A 22,197-nucleotide genomic window follows, 5' to 3' on the forward strand; every position below is an offset into this window, starting at 1 on the left:
TCTGATGATGAATATGCCCGTAACTAAACCGGTCGCCACCGTCAAAGCGCCGGAACAACCAAAAACCGCAATCTCGGCCCTCTGGCGCCCGGCGTTGCTGCAAGCCTTCGTCAAGCTCGACCCACGGCAGTTGCAGCGTGCGCCGGTGATGCTGGTGGTCGAACTGACGGCGATCCTGACCACCGTGCTGTGCTTCATTCCCGACACCACAGTGCCGACTTTCGTCGCCGCGCAAATCGCTGTGTGGCTGTGGTTCACCGTCCTGTTCGCCAACTTCGCCGAGGCCTTGGCCGAAGGTCGCGGCAAGGCCCGTGCCGACAGCCTCAAGGCCGGCAGCGAAGGCCTCGCTGCCAGGCGCAAGACCGGCAATGGCAGCTTTCAGGTGGTGCCCGCCGCCAGCCTGCGAAAAGGGGATGTGGTGCGCGTCGAAGCCGGGGAGATGATCCCCGGTGACGGCGAAGTGATCGAAGGCATCGCGGCGGTCAACGAAGCAGCGATTACCGGTGAATCGGCCCCCGTGATTCGCGAGTCCGGTGGCGACCGTTCGGCCGTCACCGGCAACACGCGGCTGGTGTCCGACTGGCTGCTGGTGAAGATTACCGCCAACCCCGGTGAGTCGACCCTGGACCGCATGATCGCCCTGGTCGAAGGCGCCAAGCGCCAGAAAACCCCGAACGAAGTGGCGCTCGATATCCTGCTGATCGGCCTGACCCTGATCTTCCTGCTGGTGGTCGTCACCCTGCAACCGTTCGCCCACTTCGCCAATGGCAGCCTGCCGCTGGTGTTCCTGGTGGCGCTGTTGGTCACGTTGATTCCGACCACCATCGGCGGCTTGCTGTCGGCCATCGGTATCGCCGGTATGGATCGCCTGGTGCGCCTGAACGTGATCGCCAAGTCCGGTCGTGCGGTGGAAGCGGCGGGGGACGTGCACGTCCTGCTGCTGGACAAGACCGGCACCATCACCTTCGGTAACCGTCGTTGCTCGGCGGTATATGCCGCGCCTGGCGTGACAGCCGGGGAGTTGGCCGAAGGCGCGTTGCTGGCCTCGCTGGCCGATGACACTGCGGAAGGCAAGTCGATCGTCGAGTACCTGCGCGGCACCCATCCGCAGCCGGAACCGTCCGCTGAAGTGCTGACAGCCGTGCCATTCAGTGCCGAAACCCGCTTGTCCGGTGTCGACTATCAGGGGCGCGTGTACCGCAAGGGCGCGGTGGATTCGTTGCTGGCGTTCGTTGGCCTCAAGCGTGCTGACCTGGCACCGGCCCTGTCCCGTGAAATCGACAAGATCGCCCAAAGCGGCGGCACCCCGTTGCTGGTGTGTGCCGACGGCAAGTTGCTCGGGGTGATCCACCTCAAGGACGTGGTCAAGCCCGGTATCCGCGAGCGTTTCGCCGAGTTGCGCAAACTGGGGATCCGCACCGTCATGGTCACCGGCGACAACCCGTTGACCGCCGCTGCCATCGCCGCTGAGGCGGGTGTGGACGATGTGTTGGCCGAAGCCACGCCGGAGAAAAAACTGGCGCGCATTCGTCACGAGCAAAACGACGGTCGTCTGGTCGCCATGTGCGGCGACGGCGCCAACGACGCCCCGGCCCTGGCCCAGGCGGACGTCGGCATGGCGATGAACGACGGCACGCAGGCGGCCCGTGAAGCGGCCAACATGGTCGACCTCGACAGCGACCCGACCAAGCTGCTGGATGTGGTGCAGATCGGCAAGGAGTTGCTGGTCACCCGCGGTGCGCTGACGACCTTTTCCATCGCCAACGACGTGGCCAAGTATTTCGCAATCCTGCCGGCGCTGTTCGCCGCGATCTACCCGCAACTGGGCGTGCTCAATGTGATGCACCTGAGCAGTCCGCAGAGTGCGATCCTCTCGGCGATCGTGTTTAACGCCCTGATCATTGTGGTGCTGATTCCGCTGGCGCTACGCGGTGTGCGGGTTCATGCGGCGAGTGCGGCAGCGTTGTTGCGGCGCAATCTGTTGATCTACGGCCTGGGCGGGATTCTGGTGCCGTTCGTGGGAATCAAGGCGATCGACATGCTGTTGACGGCGTTGCATCTGGTTTGACTGAACCCCCCCTGTAGGAGCGAGCTCGCTCGCGATGGTGGTTAACGATAACGCGCCCTTTCTGACAAAGCGCGGCGCCTTCAGATCCATCGCGAGCAAGCTCGCTCCTACAGGTTTTTTCCTGTGAATTCGAGGATTTTCAAATGTCCACATTGATACGTCCGGCCCTGAGCCTGCTGGTCCTGATGACGCTGATCACCGGCGTCGCTTATCCACTGGTGGTCACCGGCGTGGCCCAGGTCGCGTTCCCGGATCAGGCCAACGGCAGCCTGGTGCGGGATGCCGAGGGCAAGGTCCGCGGGTCCTCTCTGATCGCTCAGGATTTCGTTGGCGACGCCTGGTTCCACCCGCGTCCTTCGGCCGGCGCCTTTGCCACCGTGTCGAGCAGTGCCAGCAACCTGTCGCCGAGCAACCCGGCGCTGGCGATACGGGTGATCGACGATGCCAGCAAACTGCTGGTGCCAGGCCAGGGACCGGTGCCATTGGCGCTGGTCACTACGTCCGGCAGCGGTCTCGATCCGCACTTGCCACCGGCGGCGATTGCCTATCAACTGGCGCGTCTCGCGACGGCGCGCAATCTTCCGGTAGCGACCCTGCAACAACTGCTGGACGCCCACATCGAGCAGCCATTGGTAGGCCCGCCGGTGGTGAATGTGCTTGAGTTGAATCGGGCGCTGGAAAAACTGTAAATCAGCGGCGCTGCCAATCGCGGGCAAGCCCGCTCCCACAGGAGTACGCATTCCAATTTGTGGGAGCGGGCTTGCTCGCGAAGACTGCAGAGCAGTCACTACATCAATCCAGGTAAAAAGAGACCCCAAGCATGAGCAACTCCGGCCGCGCCGACGCGCTGTTAGCAGACCTGCCCCGCGATGGCCGTGGCCGGCTCAAAGTGTTTCTCGGTGCCGCGCCGGGTGTCGGCAAGACCTACGCCATGCTGCAAGCGGCCCATACCCAGTTACGCCAAGGGGTGAAAGTCATTGCCGGCGTCGTCGAAACCCACGGCCGGGCCGAAACCGAAGCACTGCTCGGCGGCTTGTCGCAGCAGCCGTTGGTACGCTCCGAGTACCGTGGCGTGTTGCTCGAAGAAATGGACCTCGACGGTCTGCTCCTCGCCAAACCCAAGCTGGTGCTGGTCGACGAACTGGCGCACACCAACGCACCCGGCAGTCGTCACGAAAAACGCTGGCAGGACATTCAGGAACTGCTCGCCGCCGGCATCGATGTGTACACCACGGTCAACGTCCAGCATCTGGAAAGCCTCAACGATCAGGTGCGCGGCATCACCGGCGTGCAGGTCCGCGAAACCCTGCCGGACTGGGTATTGCAGGAAGCCTACGAACTGCTGCTGATCGACTTGCCACCACGGGAGCTGCTGGAGCGATTGCGCGATGGCAAGGTCTATGTGCCGGAGCAGGCGCGGGCGGCCATCGATGCGTTCTTTTCCCAGACCAACCTGACGGCCCTGCGCGAACTGGCGATGCAAACCGCGGCGGCTCAAGTCGATAACGATCTGGCCCAAGGGTATCGTCAGTTGGGGCAAGCGGCGCCGGCCGTGCGCGGGCGTTTGCTGGTAGGGGTCGACGGCGATGCCCAGGCCGAGCGCCTGGTGCGTCATGCCAGTCGCGTGGCCCAGCGGCGGCACCTGCCCTGGAGCCTGGTGCACGTGGACAACGGCAGCGGGCGTGACGAGCAGTCCCGCCTGCGCCTGCAAAGCGCCCAGCAACTGGCCGAGCGTCTGGGCGGCGAAGTGGTGTTGCTGCGCGCCGGTGAAGTGGCGAAAACCTTGATCCAGCATGCCGCCGAACGCCGCGCCAGCCTGGTGCTGGTGGGCCAGTCCCGGCCGCGTTTGCGCCGACGTCTGTTCGGTGGCGGGTTGGCGGCGCGTCTGCTGCGTAATGCGCGCGGGCTGGAAATCAACGTTCTCGACAGCGATCACCAACCGCATCAACCCCATCGGCGGTCGATGCATTCACTGGTCTGGTTCGACTATGCATTGGCCGTGGTGGCGACGATTCTGGCCAGTGCTCTGGCCTGGGCCGTGGCGAGCGTATTGCCACTGCCGAACATTTCCCTGGTGTTCCTTGCGGCGGTATTGCTGGTGGCGGTGCGCAGCAGTCTCGGGCCGGCGCTGGCCTGTGCGGCGCTGTCGTTCCTGACCTATGACTTCCTGTTCATTCCGCCGAATTTCTCTTTCAGCATCCAGCGCGAAGAAGACGTGCTGACCTTACTGTTTTTCCTGCTGATGGCGGCCCTCACCGGCAACCTCGCGGCGCGCCAGCGCAGGCAATTGCAGGCACTGCGCGATACCCAGGAAGAGACCACCGAACTGCTCGACCTGTCACGCAAACTGACCGCCGCCACCGACCGCCAGGCCGTGGTCAGCGCGGCTGCCCAGCACCTCAACGGTTGGAGCGACGTGCAACTGTGCCTGCTCAATCGCGACGGGCAAAACGGCTGGAAAGTCGAAACCGGTGGCCCGCTGGAGTTCACCGAAGCTGAGCGCGCCGCCGCCGATTGGGCCTGGCAGCACGATCAACCCGCGGGTGCGGGCACCGGCACCTTGCCGTTCGGCCGCTGGTGGTGGTGGCCGTTATCGGTGGAAGACGGCCCGCTGGCGTTGCTTGGCGTGTGCGCCAGGGAAGGCCAGGCCCTGAGCGGCCAACGCCGACGCTTGTTGACCGCGCTGACCCAACCGCTGGCCCAGGCGCTGGCCCGGGCGCAACTGGCCGATGATCTGGAAGCGGCGCGGCTGCACGGCGAAACCGAGCAGTTGCGCAGCGCCTTGCTGGCTTCGGTGTCCCACGATTTACGCACACCGTTGACATCCATGCGCGGCAGTATCGATAGCCTGCTGGCCCTGGGTGAAGCGATCCCGCTGGAGGATCGACGTGAACTGCTCGAAGGCACCCGTGATGAAGCCGAGCGCCTCGACCGGTACATTCAAAACCTGCTCGACATGACCCGGCTCGGCCACGGTGCCCTGAAGCTGGCGCGGGACTGGGTATCGCCGGCAGACATCGTCGGCAGTGCGCTCAACCGTCTGCGGACAGTCCTTGCGCCGTTGCAGGTCAGCACCGACGTGCCGGCCGAGTTACCGTTGCTGTTCGTGCATGCCGCGCTGATCGAACAGGCACTGATCAACGTGATGGAAAACGCTGCGCGGTTTTCGCCGTCCCACGGGCGTTTGCAATTGTGCGCAGGGGCTGATGAAAGTGAGCTGTTTTTCTCGGTCAGCGACGAGGGCCCGGGGATTCCGGAGCAAGATCGGGCGAAGATTTTCGACATGTTCTACACCGCGGCGCGGGGTGATCGCGGCGGGCAGGGTACCGGGCTGGGGCTGGCGATTTGTCAGGGCATGGTCGGTGCCCATGGCGGGCGTATCAGCGTCGCCGACGGCATCGAGGGGCGCGGCACCTGCATCACGTTGCACCTGCCGCTACAGGCTCAGCCGGGATACGAAAGTGAAGCCTGATCACGCTTGCGCTACTCTCTTGCCACTTCTTTGTGTTGACGTGAATTCATGAGCCAGACCGCGACCATTTTGGTCATTGACGACGAACCGCAGATCCGCAAATTCCTGCGCATCAGCCTCGCCTCCCAGGGCTACAAAGTGCTGGAGGCGGGCACCGGCAGTGAAGGACTGGCGCAAGCTGCGTTGAACAAACCGGACTTGCTGGTACTCGATCTCGGCTTGCCGGACATGGACGGCCAACAGGTATTGCGCGATTTTCGCGAATGGTCGACGGTGCCGGTACTGGTGCTCTCCGTGCGCGCCAGTGAAGGGCAGAAAGTCGAGGCCCTGGATGGCGGCGCCAATGACTATGTGACCAAGCCATTCGGCATTCAGGAATTCCTGGCGCGGATCCGTGCGTTATTGCGCCAGGCGCCCGCAGGCGAGGTGCAACAAGCGGAGCTGAACTTCGGTCCGTTGACGGTCGACCTGGCGTATCGCCGGGTGCTGCTCGACGATGTTGAAGTCGCGCTGACTCGCAAGGAGTACGCCGTGCTGGCGCAACTGGCGAGGCATCCCGGGCGGGTGATCACCCAGCAGCAATTGCTCAAGGACATCTGGGGGCCGACTCACACCGAAGACACTCACTACCTGCGCATCGTGGTCGGGCATTTGCGCCAGAAACTGGCGGATGACCCGACCCGGCCACGGTTCATCGTGACCGAGGCTGGGGTGGGGTATCGGTTGTTGAGTGAGGGCAGCCTTTAGTTCTTTGTTGTCTGTTCTGATGCCTTCGCGAGCAAGCCCGCTCCCACAGGAGTATGCATTCCAATGTGGGAGCGGGCTTGCTCGCGAAGAGGGCATTACATTCAGTCGAGAACTTTCAGACGTTCAGTTCTGCTCATTCTCATACCGGTCCAGCGTATCCCGCGCAATCTCCCGTCCCAGCGCGATCAACTCCGGCGCCTTGTAGAACTCGAAAAACCGACACACGCGCTTGGGCACGTTGATCAGGATATCCGGCGGATACCCTGCAATCTTGTACTGCGCCAGCGACGTCTGCATCACCTCGAAACTCTGGTTGATCAAATCCAGCAAGGACGCCGGCCCGACGTTGTCGATGATGAACGAACCGGTGGCGGAGCGGGGGGCGCCACTGGTTTCCGGAGCGGCCGCGGGTTGCTGCGCCTGGGGCTCGGCGGATTCGATCCACGGGTTGAGCTCCGCACCTTCGGCCTTCAAGGCTTCCTGTTCCAGAATCAACAATTGCTCGGCTTGTTTGCGCCGGAACGGCAACTTCGAGCCGACGGAGTTGATCAAGCTGTCGAAGCGGGTCTTGAAGGCGGCGGGACGCTGGATGACCGGCAATTGATAGTGGCGCTGGTTGGTGGCGTTGAGGTTGACCGCGATGATCAAATCGCAATGGCTGGACACCACCGGCACGATCGGCAGCGGGTTGAGAATGCCGCCGTCCACCAGCATGCGGTTGCCTTGCATCACCGGGGTAAACAGGCTGGGAATCGCTGCCGAGGCGCGCATGGCCTGATGCAGGCAACCTTCCTGGAACCAGATTTCCTGCTGGTTGGTCAGGTCGGTGGCAACCGCGGTGTAGGGGATGCGCAAATCTTCGATGTTGATCTCGCCGACGATCTTGCGGATCTGTCCGAAGACTTTCTCGCCACGGATCGCCCCCAGACGAAAACTGACGTCCACCAGACGCAACACGTCGAGATAATCCAGGCTCTCGATCCAGTCGCGGTAGTCATTGAGTTTGCCGGCGGCGTAGATCCCGCCCACCACCGCGCCCATGGAGCATCCGGCGATACAGGCAATGTCATAGCCGCGCCGTTCGATCTCTTCAATGACCCCGATATGTGCATAACCCCGGGCTCCACCCGAGCCCAATACCAGTGCGACACGCTTTTTCATGGATCGCCCTCGTTTGAATGATTCAACAATGCACCCATCGAGGGCCTTGCTTCAATCGCCATGGTCGTTCGAGGGGACAATCGCGTCGTATTTTCGACACTCCATGGCGGCACATGGTTATTCTCGTCGGCGCTATAGTTTGCACAGCGGACCAACGGCACTTTTCAGGTGCCACAACGTCTTACCTGCATGACTGTTGACCTATTCTTGAGGAGTGAGTGATGAAAGCCTGGATCTGCGTGCCATTGATTGCCCTGGCGCTGGCCGGTTGTGCCGGCAAAACCGCTTATCGCGACAGCTGCGGTAGTAACCTGGATGCGGCATGGCATGAACTGGACCTGGCCAAAGCCGAAGGTTTCGCCGGGACCGTCAGCTACTCCAAGGCCCTGTCGCTGTTGACCGCGGCCAAGACCCAGCAGCAATTCGAGGGATTCGAAGGTTGCACCAAAAAAGCCGAGAAGGCTCGTTTCTATATTCGTGAATCGCGCGCAGGGCGTTAAAAGCAAAAAGCGGTGACAAGCTCTAAGCTGCAAGAGCCTTCGAGCTTTCAGCCTGGAGCTTGCAACCTGGCGCTGTTTACGGAGTAAACCCCCATGATCGATCGGTTGGTGGCTCGGGTTCTGGGCCTGGAAGTTCGTCTGCTGGCCTGTCAGGCCCGCTTGAAAGAGCGTACAGACCCTGAAGCGTTACATGATCTGCGTACAACCATGCGACGGTTACGCAGCCTGTTGCGACCCTTGCGCGGGTTGCCCGGCGTCGAACAACTGGAAGCGGCGGCCTCCCGGGTGGGCGATCTGACCACACCATTGCGTGATCGCGAAGTGCTGGCGGCGTACCTGCTCCAGCACCATCAACCCCAAGCCGCACAGTGGCGCATGGCGCAAATGGCCGAGGCTTACCCGGCCGTGGCGACCAGTCCCGAACTCGCGCAAATGTTGATCGTCCTCGATGCGTTTCCGCGTTTTCTGCGTGCCGCCCAGCGCCAGGGATTGCTCAAGGGCCTGCGCAAGCGCATCGAAAAACGCCTGGGCAAGCAATGGAAAAAACTCGACGAGGCACTGCACGATCCGACCCACGACCGTCATCGGCTGCGCCTGCTGATCAAGCGCGTGCGCTATGGCATCGACGCTTATCCAGAGCTGGACCGTTTGCCGAAAGCGGCCATGCCCCGGCTGAAATCGGCCCAGGGTGCGCTGGGTGACTGGCACGATTGCGTGCAATGGCTGGCGATGGCTGAACGGGAAGCGGATTTGCAACCCTGTGTTGCCGTATGGGAAGCCACCATGGCCGAGGCCGAAACCCGAGCGGACCGCGTTCTGGAAAAATTCAGCAAGGCCTGTTTCAAATCCTGAGACCACTCGAGATCCTTTGTGGGAGCGAGCTTGCTCGCGATGAGGTCGTGACATTCAACATTGATGTTGGCTGTCCGGGCGCTATCGCGAGCAGGCTCGCTCCTGCAGGTCATATGTCCGGCACGAGCCTTGTGCGACTTATCTGTCAGTCAATTTGGCCGGAATAGGCGATGTATCAACGTCGCCAGATGGTTAAGATCCCTTCATCTTTTTCCATTCCCAGAGGTTTTCATGCGTTTTTCCGAACTGCTCAACGCTGTCCGCAGCCAGCCGATGGAGCTGTCTATCCCGGCCTCATGGGCCCAGGGGCGAGCCAGTTTCGGTGGCCTGGTGGCCGCTTTGCAGTACGAAGCCATGCGCGCCCGGGTTCCGGCGGATCGACCGGTGCGTTCGTTGGCAATCACCTTTGTCGGCCCGGTTGAGCCCGAGGTGCCGGTCAGTTTTGACGTCGAGGTGCTGCGCGAAGGCAAGGCCGTCAGCCAAGTGCTGGGCCGGGTGATGCAGAAGGGCCAGGTGGTGACGTTGATCCAGGGCAGCTTCGGCGCCTCGCGACCTTCGGAAGTGGCGGTGGCCGCTGAGCCGGCACCTGAAATGAAGCACTGGGACGAATGCCAGGAATTGCCTTTCGTCGAAGGCGTCATCCCGGAGTTCATGCGGCATCTGGCGATGCGCTGGAGTGTCGGCGGGCTGCCGTTCAGCGGTAGCACATCCCGGCAAATGGGTGGCTGGGTACGTTTGCGCGGCGACGTAAAGGAAGAGGCTATCGGCGAGGCGCATATCCTGGCGCTGGTGGACGCCTGGCCGCCGGCCCTGATGCCGTTTTTGAAGAAGCCGGCGATGGGCAGCACGCTGACCTGGACCATCGAATTCGTGCAGCCGCTGCTGGAACTGAACACCCTGGACTGGTGCAAATACCTCGTCGAAACCGAATACGCCGCCGACGGCTACGGGCATGCCGCCGCAAAAATGTGGAGCGCGGATGGCCGGTTGATCGCCATGAGCCGGCAGACCGTGACTGTGTTCGCCTGATCAGTGACGGCGGTGGCGCTCACGCCAGGCGCGCCACCAGCCGCCGCTGAGGAAGAACCGTGGAAACGTCAGGAACTGCTCGACCAACAGGCGTGATACCGCATCCTTGCGATCACTGAAGGGTTCGGAGGCTTGGGTCTCCAGGTTGTGGCCGTGGCGTTGCAAGGCCAGGGCCGCAATCACACCGATTACGCCGATGGCGATATTTGCCAGGCTCAGGCTGAACACCCCGGTCACAATCAGCAGAAATGCCACGATGAACAGCGGCACCGCGATCAGGTGCAGCACCAGATTGGTCGGGTGCTGATGATTGTTCGGGTACGCTCGCCATTGCCAGGCGGGTAGGTTGGGGTGACGTTTGCCCATGATGCTGATCCTCGATCCATGTTGAACTACATGATTGAAGGATAGGCCCGGTAAATGCTGGCGGCGAATCAAGGCTGGCTATTGGCTTGATAGGTGCCATGACTGGAATAGATGGTGCCAGTTCTGAAGCCTTCGCGAGCAAGCCCGTTCCTACATTTTGACCGTATTCCAATGAAAGAACGCGGTCACCTGTGGGAGCGGGCTTGCCCGCGAAGAGGCCCTCAAAGTTTGAGCTGACCTATCGCCTTGCTTAATTCCCCGGCCAACGCCGCCAGCTCATTGCTGGTGATCGCCGAAGTCACCGTCTGATGCACCGTGTTCTCGGTCACGTCACGGATGCTCACCACCGCCCGGTTCATTTCCTCCGCCACCTGGCTCTGCTGCTCGGCCGCCACCGCGATCTGCGTGTTGCTTTCACGCATCTGCGCCACCGCTCCGGTGATCTCGGCCAATGCCGCGCCGGCCTCTTGCGCCTGTTGTACGCAGTCGTCGGCCTTGAACGAGCTCTCTTGCATGAAATCCACGGCGTCCCGTGTGCCGGCCTGCAACGCCGAGACCATGAGGGTGATCTCATCCGTGGAGGCCTGCACGCGTTTGGCGAGGTTGCGTACTTCATCGGCGACTACCGCGAAACCGCGACCCATTTCGCCGGCCCGGGCCGCTTCGATGGCGGCGTTGAGCGCCAACAGGTTGGTCTGCTCGGCGATGCTGTGAATCACTTTGACCACGCCGTTGATTTTCTGGCTGTCCTCGGCCAGGCGTTGAATCATCTCGGCAGTCTGCTGGACGCCGGTGGACAGTCCGGCAATCGACCGCTGCACCCGTGTCACAACCGCCTGCCCGCTGCCGGCCAGGGTATCGGCCGATTGCGAAAGGTCACGGGTGGCACCCGCGTGTTGAGCGATGTGATAGACCGTGGCGGTCATTTCATTGATCGCTGTGGCGGCCTGATCGGTTTCGCTTTGCTGGCCCAGCATGCCGTGGCGCACTTCATTCATGCTGGCCGCCAGCCGTGCGGCGCCGACGTCCAGTTGCCGGGCGGTGCTGGCGACGGTGTTGACCACCCGTTGATAACCGGCCTGCATGGCGTTGAAGGCGTTGGCCATTTGCCCGACTTCGTCGCTGCAGGCCAATGGCACGCGGGCCGACAGGTCGCCGGTTTTCTCCACGTGCAACATGACGTCTTTCAAGGTGTTGAGCTGGCTGAGCAGGAAGCGGATCAATAACTGCGATGCACCGAGCATTGCCAGCATCAGGATGAACACCGCCGACGCGTAGTTGGCGAAGCGCTCGCTGAACACCTGGCTCAGGCTTGGCCCGTGGGCAATCACGGCGACCTGCTGGCCGTCGGCGCGCGAGAACACTTCGGCACCCATCAACGGATTGTCACCGAACAGCGGCATTGAGTTGATCTCGACCCAGCCGTTTGCATGGGTGAGTTGCGGTATGGGTTGTCCATTGAGCGACGGCGCCTGTCCGCGATTGAACGTCAGCAGGTTATCGGTCGCGGGCAGCGGTTGCCCGGCAGGCCAGGTGCCAAGTAATTGCGCCTGAGACTGAGCCGAAGCCCGGGATGCATGACTGCGGGCCTGTTGTTCTAGCTGCACGGCGTACAGCACCAGCAAGAGCGTGGTGATGAAGGCGACAGCGTTGACCGCCCAGAATTTGTATTTCAGCGAGATATTGCTAAGCCAGGCACCCATGGAGGTCTTCTCTGATAGCGGAAACAGTTTTGGCAAGGTGCCATTATTGTGCCGCTACTCAGAAATTCGAACCTTGATACACGTCAATGTGGGAGCGGGCTTGCTCGCGAAAGCAGGGTATCAGTCGACATCAATGGTGTTTGATAGTCCCCCTTCGCGAGCAAGCCCGCTCCCACAAGGGGCAGTGTTTACAAGGCGATGGTGGGCAGCCGATAAAACGCCCGCGCGCACGCGGTGGTATGCGCTGCCAGATCCTCCTGGCTTTCCCCGCGATGCAGTGCCACTTCGCGCAGTACTTCGGTCAGGTACGCCGGCTCGTTTCGCCCGTTTTTCGGCTTGGGGCGCAGGCTGCGCGGCAGCAGATACGGTGCATCGCTTTCGAGCATCAGGCGTCCGCGCTTGATCTCCTTGACCAGTGGGTGCAAATGCGTGCCCCGGCGTTCGTCGCAGATCCAGCCGGTAATGCCGATGTGCAAGTCCAGGTCGAGATAACTGAACAGTGCCTTCTGCTCTCCAGTGAAGCAGTGCACTACGGCGGCCGGCAGTCGGTCGCGGAAGTCGCGCAGGATTTCCAGCAGGCGCTGGCTGGCGTCGCGTTCGTGCAGAAAAACCGGCAGCTGCAATTCGACGGCCATGGCCAGGTGTTCTTCGAGGACCTTCTCCTGTTGCGGGCGCGGCGAGAAATCACGGTTGAAATCCAGCCCGCATTCGCCCACGGCCACCACATTCGGCTCCAGGAGCAAGCTGCGCAAACGTCGGGCGCTGTCGGCGTTCCAGTCGCTGGCGCAGTGAGGGTGAATACCGGCGGTGGCGAACAGGCGCTGGGCGCTTTCGTCCAGTTGCTGGCACAGCTCAAGGGCCTGTTCACTGCCCTCGACACTGGTGCCGGTCAGCACCAGTTGGCACACGCCGGCCGCGTAGGCGCGGTCAAGTACGGCCTGGTGTTTGTCGGCAAAACTGGCGTTGGTCAGGTTGACGCCGATATCGATGAGTTGCATGGTGCTACCTCGGCCCAAAGGCCGGAAAGCATATCAGAGCCGTGGATTTATAAGAAAAACCAAGAACTACAACGGGTTAACGCTGTCTCTTGAGCCGCGGACCAGACCTGGTTGGTAGTTTTGCCATCATTGTGCCAGTCTTTCGCACGTTGCCAGCGCCTTGGGCGCTCTGTTTTTGTCGCCGCGCTTGATGGTTTTCGTCATTGAAGCGGGCCTCATTTTCTTTCCGGAGAGTGGATGATTCGTCCCTCGGTTTTGCTACTGCTGTGTTGTTCGCTGCTACTGCCGATGACGGCGGTCGCGCGTCTGCCCGGGCCGCTGCAAGCCGTACCGGCGAGCAAGGTGCGCGATCTTGCGGAAATACGCAGCAGTCGTGTGCTGCGGGTGTTGGTCAACCAGAGCCGCAACAGTTCCGGTGAAGTCCAGGGGCAGGCGATCGGGGTCGAATACCATCGCCTGAAAGCGTTCGAGCAATACCTCAACGGCCACGCCCGTGACGGTCAGGAAATCACCCTCAAAATCATTCCCAAGGCCAAGGATCAACTGCTTGGCGCATTGCAGCGCGGGGAGGGCGATCTGGTGGCGCCAGGCGAGTTGCTCGAGCTGCAACCCGGCTTCGCCGTCAGCACCAGTGAGCCGATTGCCAGCAACATCCCGTTGGTCCTGGTGGGCATCAAGGGCGAACGCCACTACACCAGGCTTGAACAGCTTTCCGGCAAGACCCTGGCATTACCCGCAGGCAGCGCCGCCGGGGATGCCGTCAGCCAGATCAATCAAAAGCTCGCCTTGCACAAACTGCCACCGGTCACGATCGAATGGGTCGATCCGAGCCTTGCCGTCGAGGATGTACTGGAGATGGTGCAGGGCGGGATCTTCCACCTGACCATCGTCGAGCAACCGATCGCCGAACGCTGGGGCAAGATCCTGCCCAAGCTGCGTTTCGACAAACAGGTACTCGTCAGTGATCCGGGAGAGGAATTCTGGTTCGTGCGCCGTGATGCCTCGATGCTGCGGGCCAGCATTGATCGCTTCCTCACCGTCTACAAAAAACCATCGGATCAGGACGCCGCGTTCCTGCGGATCTATCGTCGTCTCTATCAAGTGCACTATCCACTGGCCAAGGCGGACCGACAGCGCCTGGAAAAACTTCGCCCGGTGCTGCAGAAACACGCCGACGCCCAGGGCATGGACTGGCTGAACCTGGCGGCGCTGGCCTTCAAGGAGTCATCCCTGCAACCCGTCGCCCGCAGTGGCGGTGGCCCCACCGGTCTGATGCAGATCACGCCTTCTGCGGCGCAGCGGGTGGGGGTCAACAATATTCAGGACCTTGATGGCAATGTGCAGGCCGGGGCCAAGTACCTGGCGATGATCCGGCGCAAATTCTTTGCCAGTCCGAAACTCAACGAGCGCGAACGCATGGCCTTCGTGCTGGCGGCCTACAACATCGGGCCGGAGCGGGTGCAAGGCATGCGCGCCGAAGCCCGTCGGCGAGGCTTGAATCCCAACCAGTGGTTCTTCCAGGTCGAACGCATTGCCATGGAGCAAGTGGGTATGGGGCCTGTCAGCTATGTTAATAGCGTGAACAAGTATTACTTGGCGTTCGACCGGGAGCGGGAGTCGTTGGAGCCCCAGGGGCAAAAGGTTGTCTCACGCAAATGATCAACTAATCTGATTGTTATTACGGGTTTTTTGCGCTTTTAGAATGCGAATTACTGATTAATATAGCGGCCAACCAACACACACTGACAAGGAATGAAACAGCATGAGCACACTGATCAATAAGGTACTGTCTACACGCGCTGGCTACGGCCTGACCGTTCTGCGCATCGTGGTCGGCATTATTTTCGCCGCTCACGGTTCGCAGAAGCTCTTCGGGGCATTCGGTGGCTATGGTCTGGCTGGAACCGCGCAGTACATGGAAAGCATCGGACTGACGCCGGGTTACCTGATGGCGGCACTGGCGGGCGGCACCGAATTCTTCGCTGGCCTGGCCCTGATCATCGGCTTGCTGGTTCGCCCGGCCGCACTGGGCCTGATCTTCCTGTCGCTGGTCGCGATTTTCTCGGTGCACATCAGCAACGGTCTGTTCATGGCCAACAACGGTTATGAGTTCGCCCTGGCGTTGCTCGGTGGCAGTATCGCGGTATTGATCGAAGGTGCGGGCAAGCTCTCGGCGGACCGTGCCATCGCCGGTTGACCGCTCTGGTTCAACGAAAAGGCCCGCATTGTGCGGGCCTTTTTTGTTGAGCGTCATTCTTGACACTGTCCAGTCAGCTTCTCTAGGATGTTGCTCATGCGCCGATTTAAACAGCTACTTGCGGGGCGCCAGGTGACTCATCCAGTTGCCGATAGAAGCCGGAACAGGCTTCGAAATACCGCTAAAGCGCTGGTTCGGTGTTGCCTCTCACCTGCCATGCAGACTTTTGAGGCAGAGACACGACACAATGAATGCACTAAACCCCGTTGTACGTCCCGCGCCGATCACGGCACACCTGACCCAGCGCAATCCAAAAATCCTGCTTGGCGGCAAACATCAGCCGACGCTCTTGCGTTATCTCGATGGCTGGCCACGTCGTACCGGCGGTCCCGCTGCCTTCCTGATCCAGTTTGTCGAAGACGGTGAGTCGCTCGCTCGTTTCGCCAACGACAGTTTCGATCTGGCAGTGATTCAGTCCCCCAGCCTCGAAGATGCGCCTGAAGTGATCCGGCAACTGACCCGCGTTGCCCGGCAGGGGCTGATTACCCGGCTTTAAAGCTTACGGGTACTCGATTGCCACGATGTACACACACTGCTCACCCGTCGGTGTCTGGACCCGGACTTCGGCGTCCAGTGCCTTGCCGATCAATGCGCGGGCCAGGGGCGAGTCGATGCTGATCAGGCCCTGTTTGAGGTCCAGTTCATCCGGCCCGACAATGCGGTAGCGCGACTCTTTGCCGTCCTCGTCTTCGATCGTGACCCAGGCGCCGAAATAGACCTTGTTCGGATCGCTGGGTTTTTCGCTGACAACCTTGAGCGCTTCCAGGCGTTTGGTGAGAAAACGCACGCGGCTGTCGATCTCTCGCAGCATCTTTTTGCCATAGGTGTATTCGGCGTTCTCCGAGCGATCACCCTGGGCCGCGGCTTCGCTGACAGCCTGGGTAACCTGGGGCCGACGTACATGCCACAACTCATGGAACTCGGCGCGCATCCGCGCTTCACCCTCGGGGGTGATCAGCGCGGTGCCAGCGGTGCGGGGAGGGCGGTAACGGCTCATGACAGCTTCTTGTGGTGAGGATGGCAGGAGTCTATCAACCCTCGCGCAGAACTGTCAGCGGGCTGGCGTTCAATGCCCGACGGGTGCCGAACACCCCGGCACCACCAATGAGCACGGCGCCCACCAGTGGGAGCAACAACAGCCATGGATGTGGATGCCACGGCAGATCAAAGGCGTAGCGGTAGAGCACCCAGCTCACCACTTCCGAACCCAGCGCCGCCAGCAAGCCACTGACTGCGCCCAGCAAACCGAACTCGATACGCCGGGCCTTGACCAGCAATTGCCGCTCCGCCCCCAGCGCACGCAGCAGCGCGCCCTGGCGAATGCGTTCATCCAGCGTCGCTTGCAGGCCGGAGAACAGCACCGCCATCCCCGCCGCCAACACGAACAACAACACGTACTCCACCGCCAGGGTTACCTGGGCGAGGATGCTGCGCAGTTGCTCCAGCAAGGCTTCGACCTGCAGGATGGTCACCGCCGGGAAGGCGCGGGACAGGTCGACAATCTGTTGGTCGTGACCCGCTGCCAGATAGAAACTGGTCAGGTAGGTCGCTGGCAGATCCTTGAGGGTGCCGGGCTGGAAGATCATGAAGAAGTTCGGCTGGAAGTTGTCCCAGTTGATCTCCCGCAGGCTGGTGACCTTCGCCTCGCGATTGACTCCGCCAACGCTGAAAACCAGGTGGTCGCCGAGCTTTATTTTCAAACTCTCGGCGACCTTGCCTTCTACCGACACGCCGGGAACATCGTCCGGTGTCTGTTGGTTCCACCAATTGCCGGCCGTGAGTTTGTTGCCCGACGGCAGGTCCGCGGCCCAGGTCAGGCTCAGGTCGCGCTGGATCGCCCGGTCGCCGGCCGATTCCTTGGTGACGATTTGCTGCACAGGCTCGCCGTTGATGCTGATCAAGCGTCCAGGCACTACCGGGTACAGCGGCGCCGATTGCGCCGATACGGTGATCAGGTGATCGGTGAAGGCCTGTTTGTCCGCCGGCAGGATGTTCAGCGCGAAGTAGTTTGGAGCGTTTTTCGGCAGCTGGTTCTGCCAGGTGTCCAGCAACTCGCCGCGCAGCAGCGCAATCAGCGCCATTGACAGCAGAATCAGGCCGAACGCCAGGGACTGGCCCGCGGCAGCGAGCGGATGACGCAGCAGTTGGCCCAGTCCCAGGCGCCAGGGCAAGGACGCACGAGCAAGCATGCGCCGCAGGCTCTTCAACAGCAGCAACAACAAGCCGCCCAGTACCAACGCTGCAATCACGCCGCCGCCGAGCAGGGCAAAGGTCAGCACCAGGTCCAGGCTCAGGCGCCACATGATCAGGGCGAGGGCGCCCAGCGCTGCGCCGTAGACCATCCAGGTGCTGGAAGGGATCGGCAGCATGTCCCGGCGCAGCACGCGCAATGGCGGAACCCGGCCCAGAGCCGCCAGTGGCGGCAAGGCGAATCCGGCCAACGCCACCAGTCCGGTACCGATCCCGGCAATGGCCGGAAACAGCCCGCCCGGAGGCACGTCGGTCGGCAACAAGTCATGCAGCAGGGCAAACAACCCCAGCTGTGCGAGCCAGCCGAGGAGGGCGCCGCTGATGCTGGCCAGCAGCCCGAGTACAGTCAGTTGCAGGCTGAACAGCACCATGGTTTCCCGACGCGACAACCCGAGGCAGCGCAGCAAGGCACTGGCATCGAACCGTCGGGTGGCGAAGCGGGTTGCCGACAGCGCCACCGCCACGCCGGACAGCAACACCGCCACCAGGCTGGCCATGTTCAGGTAGCGTTCGGCTTTGCCCAGGGCGCCACCGATCTGTCGATTACCGTCGCGGGCGTCCTGCAAGCGCTGGTTGGCGGCAAGCCCCGGTTTGATCAGTTGCCGATACGTCTCGAGTGCCTGAGCGCTGCCTCGCCATAATTCGCGATAGCTGACCCTGCTGCCGGGCTGCACCACGCCGGTGGCTGCAAGGTCGTCGAGGTTGATCAGCACCCGCGGTGTCAGGCTGTAGAAATTGCCGGCGCGATCGGGTTCGTAAGTCAGCACCCGCGCCAGTTTCAGGGTTTTCATGCCGACATCGATGCTGTCGCCGATCTTCAGGTCCAGGGCGGTCAGCAGGCGTGCCTCGACCCAGGCTTCACCGGGTTGCGGTCCGCCACCGACTATTTGCGTGGCAAAGGGGGCGGGCGCGCTTTTCAATTCGCCGCGTAGCGGGTAGGTGGCATCGGCCGCCTTGATGCTGGACAGCTGAATGCTGTTGTCGGTGGCGATGACGCTGGAGAACTCCACCACTTGAGCGTGTTCCAGACCCAGTTCGGTGCCGCTTCTTATCTGTTCAGGGCGCGCAGGCGAACTGCCTTCGAGCAGCAGGTCGGCACCGAGGAATTCGGTAGCGCGCAGCATCATGGCGCCGTTCAGGCGCGCGCCAAAGTAACCGATGGCGGTGCTGGCGGCCACGGCCACCAGCAAGGCGAAAAACAACACGCGCAATTCACCGGCGCGGGCATCGCGCAGCAATTGGCGGATGGCGAGACTGAACAGGCGCAACAGCGGCAGGCGTGCCATCAAGGCTCCAGAGGGGCGACCAGCAGGCCGGCTTCAAGACGGATCAGGCGCCGGCAGCGATGGGCCAGGCGTTCATCGTGAGTCACCAGCACCAGGGTCGTGCCGCGCTCCTGGTTGAGCTCGAACAGCAAGTCGCTGATGCGCTCGCCGGTGTGGCTGTCGAGGTTGCCGGTCGGTTCGTCGGCGAACAGCACATCGGGCTCGGCGGCAAACGCTCGGGCAATCGCCACGCGTTGTTGCTCGCCTCCGGAGAGCTGGCGCGGCGAGTGAGTCAGGCGTTGGCCCAGTCCCACCCGTTGCAGCAATTGGGTGGCGCGTTCGCGGGCGTCTTTGCGGCCATCGAGCTCCAGTGGCAACATGACGTTTTCCAGGGCATTGAGACTGTCGAGCAGCTGAAACGATTGAAAGACAAAACCCACGTGCTCGGCGCGGATGCGCGCCCGCTGGTCTTCATCGAGGTTGCTCAGGCCTTGCCCGGCGAGTGTGACTTCGCCGCTGCTCGGCAGGTCGAGGCCGGCAAGCAGGCCCAGCAGGGTGGACTTGCCGGAGCCGGAAGCGCCGACGATGGCCAGGCTGTCGCCCTTGTTCAGTTCCAGGCTGAGTTGGTGCAGGATGGTCAGTTCACCTTCCGCGCTGGGAACCACTTTGCTAAGGTCCTTCGCGATGAGAATGCTTGCGCCCATGGAGAGTCCGATGCGTGTCTGGTTTTTGAGTGCTGGCCTGGCCTTGATGTGCATGGCCCAAAACGCAGCGGCGGGTACAGTCCTGATCGTTGGCGATAGTATCAGCGCCGGTTTCGGGCTGGATACCCGGCTGGGGTGGGTGTCGCTGCTTGAGCAACGGCTCAGGCACGAAGGTTTCGACGACAAAGTGATCAATGCGTCCATCAGTGGCGACACCAGTGCCGGAGGCCAGGCGCGCCTGCCCGCGCTGCTTGCAGAGCATAAACCGGAACTGGTGATCCTCGAGCTGGGAGGCAATGATGGTCTGCGCGGGATGCTGCCAACTCAATTGCAACAAAATCTTGCTTCGATGATCGACAGCTCCCGGGCCAGCGGTGCCAAGGTGTTGCTGCTCGGCATGCAATTGCCACCCAATTATGGTGCGCGTTACACCAAGGCATTCGCCGAGGTCTACAGCAACCTGGCCGATGAGAAAAAGATCCCGCTGGTGCCGTTTTTCCTCGATGGCGTAGGCGGCCATCCGGACTTGATGCAGGCTGACGGCATACACCCGGCGGCCGGGGCCCAGGACAAGTTGCTGGAAAATGTCTGGCCTACTCTAAAACCGCTGTTATGACACTTTTCTAGAAGCAGGCTTTCGGCTAAGGTGGCGCCCCCGATTTGGAGCCCCCGATGCCGCGTCCCGCCTGGTCACTATTTGCCTATCAACTGATCGAGCCTGACGAACAGCTGGATCTGTTCGCCTGCCAGGAAGTGCGGGTGCATCTGGTGACTCGTCAGCTGGAGTTGGGCGGTTCGGCGGACCGGACCCTGTGCGGCAGTCTGTTGCCGGCGCAACCGCGCTGGTCGAGTGTTGATCGCCGGGTTTTTCAGGACCAGCGGCTGTGTTCGTTGTGCCGGGCCATTCTTGAGTCGCAGAAGCGAGGGACGTCGCCGATCTGGCCTGAATTGCGGTTTGAGCTTTGATCTGTCATTGCGCGTTAGCCTTTTTGCCGACTGTGCGTGTATCCGTTTCTGCGGTATCGGCGGCATTGCCCTCTGGCCAGTTGCGCTCGGCCTGTTGAGTGGTGAAGAGCACGGGTGTGCGCCGACCTGCCGTTGCTCTGCTCTTCTGTAGGAGCGAGCTTGCTCGCGATGGGCGTCAACGATAACGCGTGCTGCCTGAATGCCCGCGTTGTCCTGGCGTTTTCCGCGAGCAAGCTCGCTCCTACAGGGAAACGCGTTCAGTTGTGATCGGCCCGGCCAGCAGGCCGCCTCACCCTCAAAAATCCACACCGCCTGCCCTACAGCCTTCGCGAGCAAGCCCGCTCCCACACGGGATCGAAGATAATCGCAAAATCGGCCCGCACTGCCTGTAATCGGGCGATCTCCCCGAAATAACGGACTGCAGTGTACAATCTCGTTCTTATACTCTCAGTTGATCATGCATAGGATTTTCCGGATGTTGTCGCGCTTTCCTGCCGTCACCCGCTGCCTGACTCTTGCCGCCCTCTTGGTGGCCGGTCCAGTCGCAGCATTGGAGCTTCCCCTGCCACCGCCCGGTGAGGACATCATCGGCCAGGTGCAGGTGATCAAGGCCAAGTACGAAGATACCTTCGCCGACCTTGGTACCGCCTACGATCTGGGCTACACGGAAATGGTCGCGGCCAACCCGGGTGTCGATGCCTGGTTGCCTGGCGCCGGTACGGAAATCATTCTGCCGACTCGCTTCATCCTGCCACCAGGTCCGCGTGAAGGCATCGTGATCAACCTGGCCGAGTACCGCCTCTACTACTACCCGAAAGGCAAGAACGTGGTGTACACGTTCCCGCTGGGTATCGGTCGTGAAGGCTGGGGCTCGCCGATTGCCCACACCAGCATCACCGCCAAGACACCGAACCCTACCTGGACGCCTCCGGCTTCGATCAAGGCCGAGCACGCAGCAGACGGTGATCCGCTGCCCAATGTCGTGCCGGCCGGCCCTGACAACCCGCTGGGGCCGTTCAAGTTCACCCTGGGCACACCGGGCTACCTGATCCACGGTTCGAACAAGAAGTTCGGTATCGGCATGCGCACCAGCCACGGTTGCTTCCGCATGTTCAACAACAACGTGCTGGAAATGGCGGGCATGGTGCCGGTCGGAACGTCGGTGCGGATCATCAACGACCCGTACAAGTTTGGTCTCAGTGGCGGCAAGGTCTATCTGGAGGCGCATACGCCGCTGGACGACAAGGGCAACCCGTCGGTGGTCGACAAGCACACCGCAGTCATCAATGCGATGCTCAAGCGTGAAGACATCACCAACAACCTGCGTATGAACTGGGATGTGGTGCGGGATGTGGTCGCCGCTGAAGACGGCCTGCCGGTTGAGATCGCTGTGCCGGGCAACGGCGTTGCACCGATGGTATCGAGCATGCCGATCGACCCGCTGCAGTAACGCTGGCAAAGAGCCCGTCGGCGCGGACAGCGTCGACGGGTTTTTTATTGCCTGGAGAAACGCCAGGCAATAAAAAAGCCGACCCAAAAAATGGGTCGGCTTGATAACAATCCCGAAGGATTATTACTTGCGGCTAGCTTTGTCCAGCATGCGCAGAGCACGCTCGTTAGCTTCGTCAGCAGTCTGTTGTGCTTTTTGAGCAGCAGCCAGAGCTTCATCAGCTTTACGGTAAGCTTCGTCTGCACGAGCCTGGGAGCGAGCAGCTGCGTCTTCAGTAGCGGTCAGACGTGCTTCGGTTTCTTTCGATGCGCTGCTGCAACCGGTAGCCAGAACTGCGGCCAGAGCCAGAGCAGAGAATTTCAGAACGTTGTTCATCGTGTTCCCCTTCAAGGACTTTCTATTAAGTAGC

General features: G+C 61.7%; 21 protein-coding genes. 13 read left to right on the forward strand and 8 right to left on the reverse strand.

Going from position 1 to position 22,197, the window contains the following annotated elements:
* The first annotated feature begins 7 nt into the window (after positions 1 to 7).
* The 4 genes from kdpB (at position 8) to KGA98_RS12455 (ending at position 6,287) form a co-directional block, all read left to right on the forward strand.
* Complete coding sequence (gene kdpB / locus KGA98_RS12440; RefSeq protein WP_223502442.1) at positions 8 to 2,068, forward strand: potassium-transporting ATPase subunit KdpB; 2,061 nt, start codon at positions 8 to 10, stop codon at positions 2,066 to 2,068.
* 143 nt (positions 2,069 to 2,211) lie between these two features.
* Complete coding sequence (kdpC, locus tag KGA98_RS12445; RefSeq protein WP_223502443.1) at positions 2,212 to 2,757, forward strand: potassium-transporting ATPase subunit KdpC; 546 nt, start codon at positions 2,212 to 2,214, stop codon at positions 2,755 to 2,757.
* Between the two features lie 131 nt (positions 2,758 to 2,888).
* Positions 2,889 to 5,540 carry a sensor histidine kinase gene (locus KGA98_RS12450; RefSeq protein ID WP_223502444.1) on the forward strand — a complete coding sequence of 884 codons (2,652 nt, stop codon included), beginning with the start codon at positions 2,889 to 2,891 and terminating at the stop codon, positions 5,538 to 5,540.
* Between the two features lie 48 nt (positions 5,541 to 5,588).
* Positions 5,589 to 6,287 carry a response regulator gene (locus KGA98_RS12455; protein ID WP_159390290.1) on the forward strand — a complete coding sequence of 233 codons (699 nt, stop codon included), beginning with the start codon at positions 5,589 to 5,591 and terminating at the stop codon, positions 6,285 to 6,287.
* A gap of 123 nt (positions 6,288 to 6,410) precedes the next feature.
* Here the strand turns inward: KGA98_RS12455 and KGA98_RS12460 are convergent, their stop codons facing one another.
* Positions 6,411 to 7,448 carry a patatin-like phospholipase family protein gene (locus tag KGA98_RS12460; RefSeq protein ID WP_057713795.1) on the reverse strand — a complete coding sequence of 346 codons (1,038 nt, stop codon included), beginning with the start codon at positions 7,446 to 7,448 and terminating at the stop codon, positions 6,411 to 6,413.
* A 221-nt stretch (positions 7,449 to 7,669) separates the two neighbouring features.
* Between KGA98_RS12460 and KGA98_RS12465 the strand changes: the two genes are divergently transcribed.
* The 3 genes from KGA98_RS12465 (at position 7,670) to KGA98_RS12475 (ending at position 9,829) form a co-directional block, all read left to right on the forward strand.
* Positions 7,670 to 7,948: a hypothetical protein gene (locus tag KGA98_RS12465; protein WP_034150181.1), complete on the forward strand. Its 279-nt coding sequence runs from the start codon at positions 7,670 to 7,672 to the stop codon at positions 7,946 to 7,948.
* A gap of 93 nt (positions 7,949 to 8,041) precedes the next feature.
* Positions 8,042 to 8,800 (forward strand): CHAD domain-containing protein, encoded by a 759-nt coding sequence (locus tag KGA98_RS12470; RefSeq protein ID WP_223502445.1) that lies wholly within the window; start codon positions 8,042 to 8,044, stop codon positions 8,798 to 8,800.
* Between the two features lie 231 nt (positions 8,801 to 9,031).
* Positions 9,032 to 9,829, forward strand: coding sequence for an acyl-CoA thioesterase (locus KGA98_RS12475; protein ID WP_090457089.1), 798 nt, complete (start codon positions 9,032 to 9,034; stop codon positions 9,827 to 9,829).
* On the opposite strand, the gene KGA98_RS12480 is transcribed toward KGA98_RS12475, so the two are convergent.
* The 3 genes from KGA98_RS12480 to KGA98_RS12490 all read right to left on the reverse strand — a co-directional run bounded on the left by KGA98_RS12480 (position 9,830) and on the right by KGA98_RS12490 (position 12,896).
* Positions 9,830 to 10,195 carry an Mpo1-like protein gene (locus KGA98_RS12480; RefSeq protein WP_057713798.1) on the reverse strand — a complete coding sequence of 122 codons (366 nt, stop codon included), beginning with the start codon at positions 10,193 to 10,195 and terminating at the stop codon, positions 9,830 to 9,832.
* 221 nt (positions 10,196 to 10,416) lie between these two features.
* Positions 10,417 to 11,898: a methyl-accepting chemotaxis protein gene (locus tag KGA98_RS12485; protein ID WP_223502446.1), complete on the reverse strand. Its 1,482-nt coding sequence runs from the start codon at positions 11,896 to 11,898 to the stop codon at positions 10,417 to 10,419.
* Positions 11,899 to 12,086: 188 nt separating this feature from the next.
* Positions 12,087 to 12,896, reverse strand: a complete 810-nt coding sequence (locus KGA98_RS12490; RefSeq protein WP_218494453.1) for a TatD family hydrolase — start codon at positions 12,894 to 12,896, stop codon at positions 12,087 to 12,089.
* A 237-nt stretch (positions 12,897 to 13,133) separates the two neighbouring features.
* Here KGA98_RS12490 and KGA98_RS12495 point away from each other — a divergent pair, with 237 nt between their 5' ends.
* The 3 genes from KGA98_RS12495 (at position 13,134) to KGA98_RS12505 (ending at position 15,649) form a co-directional block, all read left to right on the forward strand.
* On the forward strand, positions 13,134 to 14,555 hold the full coding sequence (locus KGA98_RS12495; RefSeq protein ID WP_223502447.1) for a transglycosylase SLT domain-containing protein: 1,422 nt from the start codon (positions 13,134 to 13,136) through the stop codon (positions 14,553 to 14,555).
* A gap of 103 nt (positions 14,556 to 14,658) precedes the next feature.
* Entirely contained in the window at positions 14,659 to 15,093 is a 435-nt protein-coding gene (locus tag KGA98_RS12500) for a DoxX family protein (protein WP_008049052.1), read from the forward strand.
* A gap of 247 nt (positions 15,094 to 15,340) precedes the next feature.
* Complete coding sequence (locus KGA98_RS12505; RefSeq protein WP_057713803.1) at positions 15,341 to 15,649, forward strand: hypothetical protein; 309 nt, start codon at positions 15,341 to 15,343, stop codon at positions 15,647 to 15,649.
* Positions 15,650 to 15,652: 3 nt separating this feature from the next.
* Here KGA98_RS12505 and greB read toward each other — a convergent pair whose 3' ends face one another.
* Genes greB through KGA98_RS12520 form a run of 3 tightly spaced genes read right to left on the reverse strand, consistent with a single transcriptional unit; the run spans position 15,653 to position 19,372 of the window.
* Positions 15,653 to 16,150, reverse strand: coding sequence for a transcription elongation factor GreB (gene greB, locus KGA98_RS12510; RefSeq protein ID WP_057713804.1), 498 nt, complete (start codon positions 16,148 to 16,150; stop codon positions 15,653 to 15,655).
* A 34-nt stretch (positions 16,151 to 16,184) separates the two neighbouring features.
* Positions 16,185 to 18,689 (reverse strand): ABC transporter permease, encoded by a 2,505-nt coding sequence (locus KGA98_RS12515; protein ID WP_223502448.1) that lies wholly within the window; start codon positions 18,687 to 18,689, stop codon positions 16,185 to 16,187.
* Complete coding sequence (locus KGA98_RS12520) at positions 18,689 to 19,372, reverse strand: ABC transporter ATP-binding protein (RefSeq protein ID WP_046043370.1); 684 nt, start codon at positions 19,370 to 19,372, stop codon at positions 18,689 to 18,691. Before KGA98_RS12520 ends, KGA98_RS12515 begins: the two co-directional genes overlap by 1 nt.
* A 10-nt stretch (positions 19,373 to 19,382) precedes the next feature.
* On the opposite strand from KGA98_RS12520, the gene KGA98_RS12525 reads away from it, so the two are divergent.
* From KGA98_RS12525 to KGA98_RS12535, 3 genes are all read left to right on the forward strand, one after another.
* Positions 19,383 to 19,988, forward strand: a complete 606-nt coding sequence (locus KGA98_RS12525; protein ID WP_090457081.1) for an arylesterase — start codon at positions 19,383 to 19,385, stop codon at positions 19,986 to 19,988.
* 56 nt (positions 19,989 to 20,044) lie between these two features.
* On the forward strand, positions 20,045 to 20,338 hold the full coding sequence (locus KGA98_RS12530) for a hypothetical protein (protein ID WP_003226812.1): 294 nt from the start codon (positions 20,045 to 20,047) through the stop codon (positions 20,336 to 20,338).
* A gap of 475 nt (positions 20,339 to 20,813) precedes the next feature.
* Entirely contained in the window at positions 20,814 to 21,788 is a 975-nt protein-coding gene (locus KGA98_RS12535) for a L,D-transpeptidase family protein (protein WP_057713807.1), read from the forward strand.
* Positions 21,789 to 21,911: 123 nt separating this feature from the next.
* Here the strand turns inward: KGA98_RS12535 and oprI are convergent, their stop codons facing one another.
* On the reverse strand, positions 21,912 to 22,163 hold the full coding sequence (gene oprI, locus KGA98_RS12540; protein WP_003199355.1) for an outer membrane lipoprotei OprI: 252 nt from the start codon (positions 22,161 to 22,163) through the stop codon (positions 21,912 to 21,914).
* Positions 22,164 to 22,197 lie beyond the last annotated feature (34 nt).

The organism is Pseudomonas sp. BF-R-24 (genome assembly GCF_019947335.1).
Lineage (GTDB): Bacteria > Pseudomonadota > Gammaproteobacteria > Pseudomonadales > Pseudomonadaceae > Aquipseudomonas > Aquipseudomonas jessenii.

Bases quoted from the DNA above. Each gene is read 5' to 3' on its own strand.
- kdpB (WP_223502442.1), top strand. From the start codon at position 8: ATGAATATGCCCGTAACTAAACCGGTCGCCACCGTCAAAGCGCCGGAA.
- kdpC (WP_223502443.1), top strand. From the start codon at position 2,212: ATGTCCACATTGATACGTCCGGCCCTGAGCCTGCTGGTCCTGATGACG.
- KGA98_RS12450 (WP_223502444.1), top strand. From the start codon at position 2,889: ATGAGCAACTCCGGCCGCGCCGACGCGCTGTTAGCAGACCTGCCCCGC.
- KGA98_RS12455 (WP_159390290.1), top strand. From the start codon at position 5,589: ATGAGCCAGACCGCGACCATTTTGGTCATTGACGACGAACCGCAGATC.
- KGA98_RS12460 (WP_057713795.1), bottom strand. From the start codon at position 7,448: ATGAAAAAGCGTGTCGCACTGGTATTGGGCTCGGGTGGAGCCCGGGGT.
- KGA98_RS12465 (WP_034150181.1), top strand. From the start codon at position 7,670: ATGAAAGCCTGGATCTGCGTGCCATTGATTGCCCTGGCGCTGGCCGGT.
- KGA98_RS12470 (WP_223502445.1), top strand. From the start codon at position 8,042: ATGATCGATCGGTTGGTGGCTCGGGTTCTGGGCCTGGAAGTTCGTCTG.
- KGA98_RS12475 (WP_090457089.1), top strand. From the start codon at position 9,032: ATGCGTTTTTCCGAACTGCTCAACGCTGTCCGCAGCCAGCCGATGGAG.
- KGA98_RS12480 (WP_057713798.1), bottom strand. From the start codon at position 10,195: ATGGGCAAACGTCACCCCAACCTACCCGCCTGGCAATGGCGAGCGTAC.
- KGA98_RS12485 (WP_223502446.1), bottom strand. From the start codon at position 11,898: ATGGGTGCCTGGCTTAGCAATATCTCGCTGAAATACAAATTCTGGGCG.
- KGA98_RS12490 (WP_218494453.1), bottom strand. From the start codon at position 12,896: ATGCAACTCATCGATATCGGCGTCAACCTGACCAACGCCAGTTTTGCC.
- KGA98_RS12495 (WP_223502447.1), top strand. From the start codon at position 13,134: ATGATTCGTCCCTCGGTTTTGCTACTGCTGTGTTGTTCGCTGCTACTG.
- KGA98_RS12500 (WP_008049052.1), top strand. From the start codon at position 14,659: ATGAGCACACTGATCAATAAGGTACTGTCTACACGCGCTGGCTACGGC.
- KGA98_RS12505 (WP_057713803.1), top strand. From the start codon at position 15,341: ATGAATGCACTAAACCCCGTTGTACGTCCCGCGCCGATCACGGCACAC.
- greB (WP_057713804.1), bottom strand. From the start codon at position 16,150: ATGAGCCGTTACCGCCCTCCCCGCACCGCTGGCACCGCGCTGATCACC.
- KGA98_RS12515 (WP_223502448.1), bottom strand. From the start codon at position 18,689: ATGGCACGCCTGCCGCTGTTGCGCCTGTTCAGTCTCGCCATCCGCCAA.
- KGA98_RS12520 (WP_046043370.1), bottom strand. From the start codon at position 19,372: ATGGGCGCAAGCATTCTCATCGCGAAGGACCTTAGCAAAGTGGTTCCC.
- KGA98_RS12525 (WP_090457081.1), top strand. From the start codon at position 19,383: ATGCGTGTCTGGTTTTTGAGTGCTGGCCTGGCCTTGATGTGCATGGCC.
- KGA98_RS12530 (WP_003226812.1), top strand. From the start codon at position 20,045: ATGCCGCGTCCCGCCTGGTCACTATTTGCCTATCAACTGATCGAGCCT.
- KGA98_RS12535 (WP_057713807.1), top strand. From the start codon at position 20,814: ATGTTGTCGCGCTTTCCTGCCGTCACCCGCTGCCTGACTCTTGCCGCC.
- oprI (WP_003199355.1), bottom strand. From the start codon at position 22,163: ATGAACAACGTTCTGAAATTCTCTGCTCTGGCTCTGGCCGCAGTTCTG.